Here is an 11,429-nt window from a genome sequence, read left to right on the forward strand (position 1 = left end):
AAGCAAATACAAATTTGCTCTGGTTTAATTATTTATTTTTGTCCTTTAATCTGTATCGGATTTTCAGGACTAGTCATTAAATAAGATTTTAGAGGTTAGAGGGTTAGATATCAGCTAAAAGCTCCCACTTAATTTCTCAAATCTTTAAATCTTCAATTTTTCAATCTTTAAATATTAAAAAATATGGATACCAATTTTTCAGATGACTTCCTGGTAAAGGGAAAGGTTTCGATAAAAAAAATTTCAACAGAGTATAAAGGAAAACTTACAAAAGAAGAAGGTGCGCAGTTGTTGATCGCAGAAAAGGAAAAGCTGCGCGAACTGCAGGAAAAGCTTTATGCTGATGGCAGCAAATCCCTGCTCGTGATTCTTCAGGCGATGGATGCAGCGGGAAAAGACAGTTTGATAGAGCATGTTTTCGGGGGTGTAAATCCACAGGGATGCAACGTTACAAGTTTTAAAGCTCCAAGCTCGAAGGAATATTCCCACGATTTTCTGTGGAGACATTATCTGGCTCTTCCACAGAAAGGAATGATTGGTATTTTTAACAGATCCCATTATGAAAGTGTTCTGGTATGTAAGGTACATCCTGAATATAACCTCAGCGAGAAAACGTGGTCTTCTGTAAAGGAGTTCGATGCAAAGTTCTGGGAAAACAGGTATGAAAGTATCCGAAATTTTGAACAGCACCTTTCACAGAATGGAACTACTATTGTTAAAATATTTTTAAATGTTTCTAAGGACGAGCAAAAGAAAAGGCTTCTGGACAGAATCGATGAACAGGAAAAAAACTGGAAATTTTCTGCTGCAGATCTTCCCGAAAGAGCTCTTTTCCCAAAATATATGGAAGCTTATGAAACCGCTATCAACGAAACTTCAAAGGATTATGCGCCCTGGTATGTGCTTCCGGCAGATAATAAATGGTTTGCAAGAGTGGCTGCAATACAAATTATTATTGATACTCTGGAGAAGATGGATCTTAAGTATCCGCAACTGGGTGAAAAAGAAAAATCCGAGCTTCTGGAAGCTAAAAAAACACTTGAAAATGAATAAAATAATGTAAAATATTATCTCATAGCTAAAGACATATAAATAAATTTAACAAATAAGACACCAAAAAGTGTATAATTTGTTGTTCGTGTGATTTTTTTTTATAAATTTATCAAAAATTAATTTTAAATCACTAATCATTAAACTTTAGCTATGAAAAAACATTTATTATTATCAGCAATCGCTATAATAAGTCTTATTTCCTGTAATAATGAGGGAACAGCTGTAAATACGGTACAAAGCATGAAGACTCCACAAATGGAAAACTTCGACAAAGCTTTCAAAAGCCTTGGTGATCCTCAAAACAGACCTACTGAAGAAGAAAAGAAAAGGAATACTTCTGAATTGAGTGACAGAAGAAAGGCCCTTCTTGTTCCGGCATCCAAAGAACTGATTATCTCATCAGGCGTAACGGAAGCTGAGCTGATGAGAAAAACCGGCGGTGATATGAGCCAGATTATTGTCTGGGCAACGCAGATTTACATGCAGAAAAGTGACGACATCCGCAGAAACTTAAAATCTGATAAATAGATCATGAAAAAGTTTCTACTTGTTCTGGGGATCTGTTCAATTTCCTCAGCATACGCCCAGGGAGGCACACTTATCATTCAGAATTTCACTTCCAATTATGATTTTCATGGAACTATCTATGCCAATAACAACGTAGGAGGAGGCTGTTATCCATTGGTTATCTCCAAAGATCCTGACCCCATAATCATACCGCCAGGCACTACTGTAAAATATGAGAATTACAGAGATCAGTATTCTTTTTCCGGTTACCCGATTTCTACCTGGGATGTTATTTTAGGAGCAGGATCCCCTGCCTCACCAAGACCATGGAACCATCCCAGCCTGATACCCGGCGGTGTTATTTCTAATAATACAAAATGGTCTATGTCTAAATTCCAGATGTATCATGCCGGAACTTCAGTACCCGAGACCTACTTTAATGGAGATATCGGGGGAACTGCCGCTCCGTGTAATACTGCCCCTGACACTGTTACAACAGCGTGGGGAAGCGCTAAATGGTTTACCATCACTTCCGGAACAGATGTTTACACTTACCTGCTCATCCAATAACCCCTTATTACTATGAAAAAGATATCATTACTTTTATCAGCTTTGGCAGGAGTTCTTTCTTTTGCCCAGACTTCTTCTTTGGTTATACAGAACTACAACACTTTTGATGCTGTAGGAAGACTGCGTACCGGTATGCCCGGCGGTGCTCCCGGACCTTATATGTATGCTGCTCCCAATGCTCCATACGGAACATACACTGTACCTGCAGGAGCGGGCACAGTGTATAATACATTCGATACTTCCGGTACTGCCTCACTTCCCATAACGTTATGGTATGTTACAGATCCTACCAATCCGGCTAACAGCGGAACATATCCTTATAACCATCCTTTTATCACAAGTGTAATGAACCCTTCGAATGTTTGGGGAGGATTCCACTTCTGGCTGACAGACCCTTCAACCGGAGTTACGGATACTTACGAGTTGGGGGATCCTACGGTATATCCTGGATTTAGTACTTCAGGAACGGGTACTTTTTCAAGTGCAGACTGGTTTACGATAACCACACCCAGCGGCCCAACCACTTACCTGCAGATCTTTTAGATAAACGGCAGCTGTTCTGCAGCTGCCTATTTTATTGAACAGCATGATACGGAAAACAGCAGTTTTGCTTTCCGGGGATATTATATGTCCAAATTTCACTAATCATTCACCTTATATTTTAATACAATTAACCATGAAAAAAATCTTTTTATCGGCTTTATTGGCCGTTTTGACATTAGCGTCATGCAGCAATGAAAATACTGTTGCAAATACTGTGGAAAGCATGAAAACCCCACAGATGGAAAACTTTGACAAGGCGTTTAAAAGCCTCGGCGATCCGGAGAATAGGCCTACTGAAGAGGAAAGAAAAAGAAATACTTCTGAGCTAAGCGACAGAAGAAAAGCCCTTCTTGTTCCGGCTTCCAGGGAACTGATTCTTTCCACAGGTGTTACAGAAGCTGAACTTTCAAGAAAGACCGGCAGCGATATGAGCCAGATCATTGTCTGGGCAACGCAAATCTACATGCAGAAAAGTGACGATATCAGAAAAAATTTAAAATCAGAGAAATAATTATGAAAAAGTATTTAACTATGATAGGATTAGTATCCTTATCTTTTGGTTATGCACAGGGCGGTCCTCTTGTTATCAACAATTATACATCGTATGATTTCCACACCAGAGTTACTGCAGCTAATCTTGCTACACCGGGGTGTTATTTTCATGTGGCCTTAGACAATCCTGAACTTGTAATTCCAGGTGTAGGTTCTGCTACGTATAACAGCTACAATATTCCAGGTACCAGCTGGAAGGTATCTACATCACCTTCGCCTGCAACCCTGAGACTGGGGAGTCATCCAAGTCTTGCGCTGGGAGGAGCAATTTCCAACAATACGAAGTGGGTGGTATCTCAATTTCAGTTTTATCAGTCGGGAACGCCTTTATCGGTGGGAGCTGTAGGTGATACTTCTTATACATGTGATCCTGTTCCCAATATCTTCAATGCTCCTGAGGCAATGACAGAATGGTTTACCATTACTTCCGGTACAACCACATCTACCTATATCCATATATATTAACCAGTTATCCAATTAAAATCCTATTCCTATTATGAAAAAACATTTTTTACTGACCGCTTTTACTGCTCTGGTTTTAGCATCATGCAGTAATGAAAACTCTGTCGTAAATACTGTGGAAAGTATGAAAACCCCACAGATGGAAAACTTCGACAAAGCTTTTAAGAGTCTCGGTGATCCGCAGAACAGACCTACTGAAGAGGAAAGAAAAAGAAATACTTCGGAACTGAGCGACAGAAGAAAAGCGCTTCTGGTCCCTGCTTCTAAGGAATTAATTCTTTCTACAGGGGTTACAGAAGCTGAACTGATGAGAAAAACAGGGGGAGATGTGAGCCAGATCATTGTCTGGGCTACACAAATCTACATGCAGAAAAGTGACGATATCAGAAAAAGATTGAAATCAAATCAATAACACCAATCCTTAAACAAATTATAACATGAAAAAACTAAGCATTATTTTAGGTACAGTTGCAGGAATAACCATGGCTGCCCAATCTTCTATGCTGGTGATCAATAATTACAGCAGTTATGATGCTGCAGGAAGGTTTATGACGGTTGGATCAGCAGGCTCCGGATCATCCCAGCCTTATATGTATGCTCTTGCCAATGCCCCTTATACCAGATATACAATTCCTGCGGGTGGCTATACCAAATATGATAAATTCGACAATACAGGAGCGGGCAACCCCATTCCTATTCCCGGTTGGTATTATATTGATCCATTAAACAGTGCCAATACAGGGAACTACCCTTATAATCATCCTGTCATCACAGCGGTGACCGCCATAGACGAATGGATGGGCTTTGCTTTTGTACTTACAGACAATACCGGATACAGCTATGACAGTTTTGAGGTAGGAGATCCTGTGCTTTCGGGAGGCTTTTTAAGTACTACCCAAACCGGAGCTAATACAGGCATTACCGCAGACTGGTACACGATCACAACAACCGGAGGGCAAATTACTTATTTCCAAATCTATTAACATCCCATCATATAATCAAACTGAACAATTAAAAAATATCCCTATGAAAAAACTACTGTTATCTGCTGCTTTTGCCATTTTAACTTTGGCATCATGCAGCAATGAAGGCTCCGCCGTAAATACTGTGGAAAGCATTAAAACCCCACAGATGGAAAACTTCGACAAAGCTTTTAAAAGTCTGGGCGATCCGCAGAACAGACCTACTGAAGAGGAAAGAAAAAGAAATACTTCGGAATTGAGCGACAGAAGAAAAGCACTTCTTGTTCCGGCATCCAAAGAACTGATTATCTCATCAGGTGTTACGGAAGCTGAGCTGATGAGAAAAACCGGCGGTGATATGAGCCAGATCATTGTCTGGGCCACTCAGATCTATATGACAAAAAGTGATGAAATCCGTAAAAATATTAAATCTGATAAATAATGACTGCCATGAAAAAAATACTGACAATAGTAGGAATTACAATAGCTTCTCTGGCTTATTCGCAGGGAGGAACAATGATCGTAAACAATTATACCCCTTATGAATACCGAGGAGCCTTAATCGCTAATAATTTTTCCGGGGGATGCTATCCTATCATCGGGACCGATGCCGGAGTTATTATTCCGCCGGACTCTCATACAGGCAATGGCAATGCCTTGATATATACCAATTACAGAGATCAGTATACCACATCGCTGTATCCTACACCGAACTGGACGGTTAGCCTTGCAGCCAACAGTAACAGCATAAGACCATGGAACCATGGCAGTCTTATTCCCGGAGGAACACTTTCCAATAATACAAAATGGTCTGCATCAAAGTTTGAAATGTATGATCCTGCAACGTCTGCTTATGTTCCGGGGTTCAATACGACCGTAAGCTTAGCAGGAAACTCATGCTATATGGCACCAGACTACTTTGTAACTCCAAGCGGGGCCAACAGTGCAGAAATATTTACAATCACAACAAGTACAGGTCTGGTAGAAACCTATCTGCAAATTTATTAATCTGATTTTAAATCATGAAAAAAATATTAACCATTATTACATTACTATTTCTGTTGTCTGTTCATGCCCAACACAGCCTGATGATCGTTAATAATTATTCTACAACCTATGATTTTCAGGGAACAATTGGCGCCCATAATTTCGCCGGGAGCTGTTATCCTTATGTAACGTCAAGTACCCCAACAGCGATCATCGTTCCAGCAGACTCACATACAGGTAACAGCAAAGAACTGGCTTACAAAAACTTCAGGGATCAGTTTACAGGGTCTTTGTACCCTACTACAAACTGGACACTGCAGGTTTCTCCCACTAACTCTTCGGTAAGGTCGTGGGATCATCCGAGTATAGCACCGGGTGGTGTTATTTCTGAGAATGTAAAATGGGCTTCTTCGCAGTTTCAGATGTATTATGCCGGAACTTCTACACCGGAACCTGGTTTCAGCGGTCTTATCGGAGAATCTCCTGACCCCTGTACAGGAGCCAGCGGGTATATTTCAACACCGTACGGAGATGCAGAATGGTTCAATATCACAGTAGCCAATATTACCTATTCTTATTTACAAATTTATTAATCAAAAAAATCAACTCTAAATTCTAATTAATTATGAAAAAACTTTTTTTATCGGCAGCTTTTGCCACTTTAACTCTGGTTTCATGTAACAACGAAGGAAGCGCTGTAAATACGGTGGAAACCATGAAGACTCCACAAATGGAAAACTTCGACAAGGCTTTTAAAAGCCTGGGTGACCCACAGAACAGACCTACCGAAGAGGAAAGAAAAAGGAATACTTCCGAACTAAGCGACAGAAGAAAGGCTCTTCTTGTTCCGGCTTCCAAAGAATTAATTTTATCCACAGGCGTTACCGAGAGCGAATTAATGAGAAAAACAGGCGGCGACATGAGCCAGATCATTGTGTGGGCTACCCAGATCTATATGCAAAAAAGTGATGAGATCCGTAAAAACATTAAATCTGATAAATAATGAAAAAGCTATTAACCATATTGGGAATCACTGCAACGTCGTTCGCATATTCCCAGGGGATGTTTATACTTAACAATTATTCTCCTCACGATTATTACGGAAATCTCCTGGCCATCAATCTCAGTGGCTGTGTTCCGGCTGTCATAAACAATGACCCTGCTACCATTATTGTTCCAGCCAACTCACACATGGGGAACAACCTTGAATGGAAGATCGATAATTACAGGGACCAGTTTGTTAGTTCTCTGTATCCTATCACTAGCTGGCTTGTAACACTGGGACCATCACCTTCAACCGTAAGACAATGGAACAATCCCAGCCTTATGCCGGGCGGTGTAATCGCCAACAATACCAAATGGATGACGTCTAAGTTCGCCATGTATTATGCAGGAACAGGCAACAAGGTTTGGGGATTCAATACGAATCTGGGAGATGCTACCCCGAATACATGCGTCACCAGTGTTGATTATTTTTCTACTCCGGACGGTTCCGCAGAGTGGTTTACCATCACAACAGGAACCACACCAACAACTTATCTACAAATATACCCATGAAAAAAACAGCAGCTTTATTATTGGGCTTAGCGGGAATACTTTCCTCAGCCCAGACTTCTTCTTTTGTGTTTAATAACTACAATGTCTATGATGCTGTAGGAAGGCTGATGACCTGCAGCCCCACCCCGGGAATGATTAAGTATATGTATGCTTCTCCAAACGGGTCCTACGGATCATATACGATGCCGGCAGGAATTTCTTCTTCCTATGCATCGTTTGGGACTACCGGTCTGGCTCCTTTCCCCATGAACATGATTTACTGGAATGTAACGGATCCTGCCAATACCGCGAATAATACATCATATCCTTATAACCATCCTTATATTACCTCTACCATGTCTTCTATTAACGAGTGGGCCTCATTCCATTTCTTTCTGAAAGACAGTGCAGGAAATAACATTGACTCTTACCTTGTAGGAGACCCCGCCGTTGCCATTAATGCAGGAGTAACAGCGAATGCCTATCAGGTGGGAACCAACAGTGGTATAGAAGCGGAATGGTTTACCATTTCAACATCTACAGGAAAGGTGACCTATTTCAGTATTTATCCATAAATAGAAAAAAGCGGAGACTGGTCTCCGCTTTTTTATTTTAAACAGTTTGTATTGAATAAAAATCACGAGAAAATCTGTAAGCCGGATTTTGTTCTTCCGAAGAAGTGCCTGTTATTTATCTGCGTCTTACATTGCTGCAAGACTTGAGCTGATTACCCCTCGGCTTTCAGGACGAGCCGCCCCTATTTCCATTACTGAAAAGAACCGATATACTTATCATTGCACCGCAAAGAGTTTACCTGGTTTCACTACAGCCGAACTGTACCTGCTTTCTGTTGCACTTGTCCTACCCTCACGGGTGACGGATGTTATCCGCTTTGCTGCTCTATGGTGTCCGGACTTTCCTACCCCTGCCGAAACAGGAATCAACAAGCCGATTTTCTCGCGGTTGCAAAGATACGCGATAATTTCGACAATTGAGAATGTGGAAACAGGTCAATTTGAGATCTTACAGTGCAGGGCTTTTTCAAATAAACAAATTATGCCATCACATATCAACAAATTACCGCATTATTATTATCTTCGTGCCATTATATATCTATGACTTCCAGGGAAAAAGAATTTGCGCAGCTTATTAAGGATAATCAGGGCCTGATTATTAAAGTTTCGCGCTTGTATACCAATTCTCTTGAAGATGAAGAAGATCTGTTTCAGGAGATTGTACTCCAGCTTTGGAGAAGCTACGATTCTTTTAAAGGAAATTCTAAAATTTCTACGTGGATGTACCGCGTAGCACTTAATACAGCCATTACTCTTTTCAGAAAAAAAAGCAAAAGCCTTCTTACGAACGAGCTGGATATCAATCACAGAGATTTTGTAGAGGATGACGACGAAAAGCAGCAGCAGATATCGCTTCTGTATACTGTAATCAAAACACTTCCCAATGTAGAACGAGCAATTGTAATGATGTACCTTGACGACCTGCCTTATAAGGATATTGCAGAAAACCTCGGAATCACCGAGGTCAATGCGCGTGTGAAAATGAACAGATTAAAGAAAACCCTTAAAGAACAGATGCAAAAATATGCCTGATTTTGATTTAGACAGTTTTAAAAAAACATGGCAAGAGCAGCCTGTTCAGCCAAAATACGACAGTAATGAAATCCTGCAGATGCTGAACAGAAAATCACGCAATTACGTGAAGTATATTTTCTGGATTAGTGTGGCAGAATTCCTATTCTTTTCCGTTCTTGGATTATTCTATTTCTTTCAGGATGAGGAATCGGATAGTTTCCGTAAAATTTTAGAGAAATTGGGAGCTCAGAAAGCTCCTGAAATAGAGACTAATTTTGACCATGCTTATTTAGCTATAAAAATTTTAAGCCTTTTAATCACGGCCTACTTTGTCCTTAAATTTTATCAGAATTACCGCAAAATAAGGATCGAAGAGAATCTCAAAGGCCTTATTATACGGATCATCAAGTTTAAGAAAACCGTGAATGCTTTTATCCTTATCAGCATCGTGCTGCTGGTAGCTTTTACATTTGTATTCACAGCCTTCATTTTCTACGCTTTAAATTCTCAGAATGTACGCCCGGATAATTCCAACCTGATTATTGTTATTATCGGAATCATTGTAAGTACGGTATTATGCGTCCTGCTGATCTGGCTCTACTATAGGCTTGTGTATGGAATTATCATCAGAAAACTGGACAAAAATCTAAAACAGCTTAAAGACATAGAATCTCAGGAAAATTAGGATAGGCGGGCAGCATTTCAAGATTTTTCATTAATTTTATTCCACCAAATCTTAAACTATGCCATTATCTTATGTCTATGGAGCCTCCGCCATTCCATTACTGGGACAAACTATCGGGGGAAATCTTAAAAAGACTGTTGAAAAATTCTCAAATCATGACGCCTTAGTCTGTGTACATCAGAATTACAGAGCAACCTATCAGGAATTTTATAATCAGACCACTGCTGTTGCAAAAGCTTTAATCTTCTTAGGAGCCAAAGCAGGAGACCGGATCGGGATCTGGTCCTCGAACCGTTATGAATGGGTTCTGCTTCAGTATGCTACAGCCCGGATAGGAACCATACTCGTCAATATCAATCCTGCCTACAGAACACACGAGCTTACCTATGTGATCAATCAATCCGGAATCCGGCTGATGTTTTCTTCTTTAAGCTTTAAAACGAGCAATTACAGGGAAATGGTAGAATATGCCAAGGAAGTCTGCCCCAGCCTGGAACATGAAATTTTCTTTGATGACAACTGGGAAGATTTTTTGAACAACGGACAGGATATTTCGGATGATACGCTTCACAGCTTTGAAGAGCATGTACAATTTGATGACCCTGTCAATATTCAGTATACTTCGGGAACTACGGGCTTCCCAAAAGGTGTTACTCTTTCCCATCACAATATTTTAAATAACGGGTACTTTATCGGCATACGTTTAAAATACTCGGAGAAAGACCGTGTCTGCATTCCTGTTCCTTTCTATCACTGCTTTGGAATGGTGATCGGGAATATATGCTGTACAGCTCACGGTGCATGTATGGTGATTCCCAATGACAGCTTTGATCCTGAAATTACCTTAAAAACAGTTTCTGAAGAAAAATGTACCTCTTTATACGGAGTTCCAACAATGTTTATCGCTGAACTGGCTGTTAAGGATTTTGATACCTACGATTTTTCAAACTTAAGAACCGGTGTCATGGCAGGATCCGTTTGTCCGCCTGAAATTATGAAAAAGGTGGAAAGTCTTATGAACATTAAAGAAATGAGTATCTGTTACGGAATGACGGAAACTTCTCCTGTTTCTACACAAACGCTCATTGGAACGCCATTGGAAAAGCAGGTCAGTACTGTAGGAACCGTGCAGGACCATCTCGAAATAAAAATTATTGATGACAATGGAAAAACCGTAGAGCGTGGTGAACACGGCGAATTATGCACCAGAGGCTATTCTGTGATGTTGAAATACTGGAATGATCCGGAAAATACAAAGAAAGTACTGGATGACGCCCGATGGATGCACACCGGTGATATGGCTGTCATGGATGATGACGGGTATATTACGATCTCCGGAAGGATAAAGGACCTGATCATTCGCGGCGGTGAAAATATTTCTCCTAAAGAGGTTGAAGATTTCCTGTACACATATCCTAATATCCTTGATGTACAGATTATCGGGGTTCCAAGTGAGAAATTCGGGGAGGAAGTGATGGCCTGGGTAAAAGTAAGAAAAGGATTTGAAGTTTCGGAAACCGAGCTTTTAGAATATTGCCAGGGAAGAATTGCTCACTACAAGGTTCCGAAATACTGGAAATTTGTGGATGAATTCCCGATGACGATATCCGGAAAAATAAGAAAAGTGGAAATGCGCGAAATTTCTGTAAAGGAGCTGGGAATGGATAAATTGAAACAGCGTTCTTAAGGAAAATATTTTCTTTTTTTAACGCAAAGTTTTATTTTAAATACGTTTAATTTGAAGAAAGACAAGGAAGTACGGCTGCGCCGTTGATTAAGCTGTATGGATAAAACAAATGCTTAGTCAGATCAATGGAATTGATCCTTCTTAGCTCACTTAAATATGCAATGTTATCATAAAACTTTGCGTGGTAAAATTTCTCACAGAACTAGCCGATTGAGCAGATTTTATTCCATTACTAGCTAAACTGACTTATTTTATTTTCAAGAAATAAAAAAAGCCCAGAAATACTGGGCTTTTAT

Annotated in this window: 17 protein-coding genes and 1 other RNA gene; 17 read left to right on the forward strand and 1 reads right to left on the reverse strand. The window is 40.2% G+C overall.

The window, feature by feature from the left end; translation table 11 throughout:
- The first annotated feature begins 183 nt into the window (after positions 1-183).
- The 14 genes from AC4IFE_RS18505 (at position 184) to AC4IFE_RS18570 (ending at position 7,747) form a co-directional block, all read left to right on the forward strand.
- Complete coding sequence (locus AC4IFE_RS18505; protein ID WP_490758606.1) at positions 184-1,053, forward strand: polyphosphate kinase 2 family protein; 870 nt, start codon at positions 184-186, stop codon at positions 1,051-1,053.
- A gap of 150 nt (positions 1,054-1,203) precedes the next feature.
- Complete coding sequence (locus AC4IFE_RS18510) at positions 1,204-1,581, forward strand: hypothetical protein (protein WP_490758607.1); 378 nt, start codon at positions 1,204-1,206, stop codon at positions 1,579-1,581.
- A 3-nt stretch (positions 1,582-1,584) separates the two neighbouring features.
- On the forward strand, positions 1,585-2,130 hold the full coding sequence (locus tag AC4IFE_RS18515) for a hypothetical protein (protein WP_490758608.1): 546 nt from the start codon (positions 1,585-1,587) through the stop codon (positions 2,128-2,130).
- A 12-nt stretch (positions 2,131-2,142) separates the two neighbouring features.
- Positions 2,143-2,673, forward strand: coding sequence for a hypothetical protein (locus AC4IFE_RS18520; RefSeq protein ID WP_490758609.1), 531 nt, complete (start codon positions 2,143-2,145; stop codon positions 2,671-2,673).
- 133 nt (positions 2,674-2,806) lie between these two features.
- Complete coding sequence (locus AC4IFE_RS18525; protein ID WP_490758610.1) at positions 2,807-3,184, forward strand: hypothetical protein; 378 nt, start codon at positions 2,807-2,809, stop codon at positions 3,182-3,184.
- 2 nt (positions 3,185-3,186) lie between these two features.
- Complete coding sequence (locus AC4IFE_RS18530) at positions 3,187-3,690, forward strand: hypothetical protein (protein WP_490758611.1); 504 nt, start codon at positions 3,187-3,189, stop codon at positions 3,688-3,690.
- A 31-nt stretch (positions 3,691-3,721) separates the two neighbouring features.
- Entirely contained in the window at positions 3,722-4,099 is a 378-nt protein-coding gene (locus tag AC4IFE_RS18535; protein WP_490758612.1) for a hypothetical protein, read from the forward strand.
- A gap of 25 nt (positions 4,100-4,124) precedes the next feature.
- The gene (locus AC4IFE_RS18540) at positions 4,125-4,670 is read left to right on the forward strand and encodes a hypothetical protein (protein ID WP_490758613.1); all 546 of its coding nucleotides are present in this window, start codon (positions 4,125-4,127) and stop codon (positions 4,668-4,670) included.
- Positions 4,671-4,713: 43 nt separating this feature from the next.
- Entirely contained in the window at positions 4,714-5,091 is a 378-nt protein-coding gene (locus AC4IFE_RS18545) for a hypothetical protein (protein WP_490758614.1), read from the forward strand.
- 8 nt (positions 5,092-5,099) lie between these two features.
- The gene (locus AC4IFE_RS18550) at positions 5,100-5,657 is read left to right on the forward strand and encodes a hypothetical protein (RefSeq protein WP_490758615.1); all 558 of its coding nucleotides are present in this window, start codon (positions 5,100-5,102) and stop codon (positions 5,655-5,657) included.
- Between the two features lie 14 nt (positions 5,658-5,671).
- The gene (locus tag AC4IFE_RS18555) at positions 5,672-6,229 is read left to right on the forward strand and encodes a hypothetical protein (RefSeq protein ID WP_490758616.1); all 558 of its coding nucleotides are present in this window, start codon (positions 5,672-5,674) and stop codon (positions 6,227-6,229) included.
- A 32-nt stretch (positions 6,230-6,261) separates the two neighbouring features.
- On the forward strand, positions 6,262-6,639 hold the full coding sequence (locus AC4IFE_RS18560) for a hypothetical protein (protein WP_490758617.1): 378 nt from the start codon (positions 6,262-6,264) through the stop codon (positions 6,637-6,639).
- A complete protein-coding gene (locus AC4IFE_RS18565) occupies positions 6,639-7,193 on the forward strand; it encodes a hypothetical protein (protein WP_490758618.1) in 555 nt (184 codons plus the stop codon). Before AC4IFE_RS18560 ends, AC4IFE_RS18565 begins: the two co-directional genes overlap by 1 nt.
- Positions 7,190-7,747, forward strand: a complete 558-nt coding sequence (locus AC4IFE_RS18570) for a hypothetical protein (protein WP_490758619.1) — start codon at positions 7,190-7,192, stop codon at positions 7,745-7,747. Before AC4IFE_RS18565 ends, AC4IFE_RS18570 begins: the two co-directional genes overlap by 4 nt.
- 61 nt (positions 7,748-7,808) lie before the next feature.
- Here AC4IFE_RS18570 and rnpB read toward each other — a convergent pair.
- An RNA gene (gene rnpB, locus AC4IFE_RS18575) (RNase P RNA component class A) lies at positions 7,809-8,132 on the reverse strand.
- A 155-nt stretch (positions 8,133-8,287) separates the two neighbouring features.
- Between rnpB and AC4IFE_RS18580 the strand changes: the two genes are divergently transcribed.
- From AC4IFE_RS18580 to AC4IFE_RS18590, 3 genes are read left to right on the forward strand one after another with little or no spacing between them, the layout of a single operon-like run.
- Positions 8,288-8,779: an RNA polymerase sigma factor gene (locus AC4IFE_RS18580; protein WP_034706592.1), complete on the forward strand. Its 492-nt coding sequence runs from the start codon at positions 8,288-8,290 to the stop codon at positions 8,777-8,779.
- Positions 8,772-9,446, forward strand: coding sequence for a DUF8845 family protein (locus AC4IFE_RS18585; protein WP_490758620.1), 675 nt, complete (start codon positions 8,772-8,774; stop codon positions 9,444-9,446). Before AC4IFE_RS18580 ends, AC4IFE_RS18585 begins: the two co-directional genes overlap by 8 nt.
- A 58-nt stretch (positions 9,447-9,504) precedes the next feature.
- Positions 9,505-11,133 carry an AMP-binding protein gene (locus AC4IFE_RS18590; RefSeq protein ID WP_490758621.1) on the forward strand — a complete coding sequence of 543 codons (1,629 nt, stop codon included), beginning with the start codon at positions 9,505-9,507 and terminating at the stop codon, positions 11,131-11,133.
- Positions 11,134-11,429 lie beyond the last annotated feature (296 nt).

Source organism: Chryseobacterium sp. UF-81, from assembly GCF_058245105.1.

What these genes read in the sequence shown, in the direction of transcription:
- AC4IFE_RS18505 (WP_490758606.1), top strand. Translation starts at nt 184, where the DNA reads ATGGATACCAATTTTTCAGATGACTTCCTGGTAAAGGGAAAGGTTTCG.
- AC4IFE_RS18510 (WP_490758607.1), top strand. Translation starts at nt 1,204, where the DNA reads ATGAAAAAACATTTATTATTATCAGCAATCGCTATAATAAGTCTTATT.
- AC4IFE_RS18515 (WP_490758608.1), top strand. Translation starts at nt 1,585, where the DNA reads ATGAAAAAGTTTCTACTTGTTCTGGGGATCTGTTCAATTTCCTCAGCA.
- AC4IFE_RS18520 (WP_490758609.1), top strand. Translation starts at nt 2,143, where the DNA reads ATGAAAAAGATATCATTACTTTTATCAGCTTTGGCAGGAGTTCTTTCT.
- AC4IFE_RS18525 (WP_490758610.1), top strand. Translation starts at nt 2,807, where the DNA reads ATGAAAAAAATCTTTTTATCGGCTTTATTGGCCGTTTTGACATTAGCG.
- AC4IFE_RS18530 (WP_490758611.1), top strand. Translation starts at nt 3,187, where the DNA reads ATGAAAAAGTATTTAACTATGATAGGATTAGTATCCTTATCTTTTGGT.
- AC4IFE_RS18535 (WP_490758612.1), top strand. Translation starts at nt 3,722, where the DNA reads ATGAAAAAACATTTTTTACTGACCGCTTTTACTGCTCTGGTTTTAGCA.
- AC4IFE_RS18540 (WP_490758613.1), top strand. Translation starts at nt 4,125, where the DNA reads ATGAAAAAACTAAGCATTATTTTAGGTACAGTTGCAGGAATAACCATG.
- AC4IFE_RS18545 (WP_490758614.1), top strand. Translation starts at nt 4,714, where the DNA reads ATGAAAAAACTACTGTTATCTGCTGCTTTTGCCATTTTAACTTTGGCA.
- AC4IFE_RS18550 (WP_490758615.1), top strand. Translation starts at nt 5,100, where the DNA reads ATGAAAAAAATACTGACAATAGTAGGAATTACAATAGCTTCTCTGGCT.
- AC4IFE_RS18555 (WP_490758616.1), top strand. Translation starts at nt 5,672, where the DNA reads ATGAAAAAAATATTAACCATTATTACATTACTATTTCTGTTGTCTGTT.
- AC4IFE_RS18560 (WP_490758617.1), top strand. Translation starts at nt 6,262, where the DNA reads ATGAAAAAACTTTTTTTATCGGCAGCTTTTGCCACTTTAACTCTGGTT.
- AC4IFE_RS18565 (WP_490758618.1), top strand. Translation starts at nt 6,639, where the DNA reads ATGAAAAAGCTATTAACCATATTGGGAATCACTGCAACGTCGTTCGCA.
- AC4IFE_RS18570 (WP_490758619.1), top strand. Translation starts at nt 7,190, where the DNA reads ATGAAAAAAACAGCAGCTTTATTATTGGGCTTAGCGGGAATACTTTCC.
- AC4IFE_RS18580 (WP_034706592.1), top strand. Translation starts at nt 8,288, where the DNA reads ATGACTTCCAGGGAAAAAGAATTTGCGCAGCTTATTAAGGATAATCAG.
- AC4IFE_RS18585 (WP_490758620.1), top strand. Translation starts at nt 8,772, where the DNA reads ATGCCTGATTTTGATTTAGACAGTTTTAAAAAAACATGGCAAGAGCAG.
- AC4IFE_RS18590 (WP_490758621.1), top strand. Translation starts at nt 9,505, where the DNA reads ATGCCATTATCTTATGTCTATGGAGCCTCCGCCATTCCATTACTGGGA.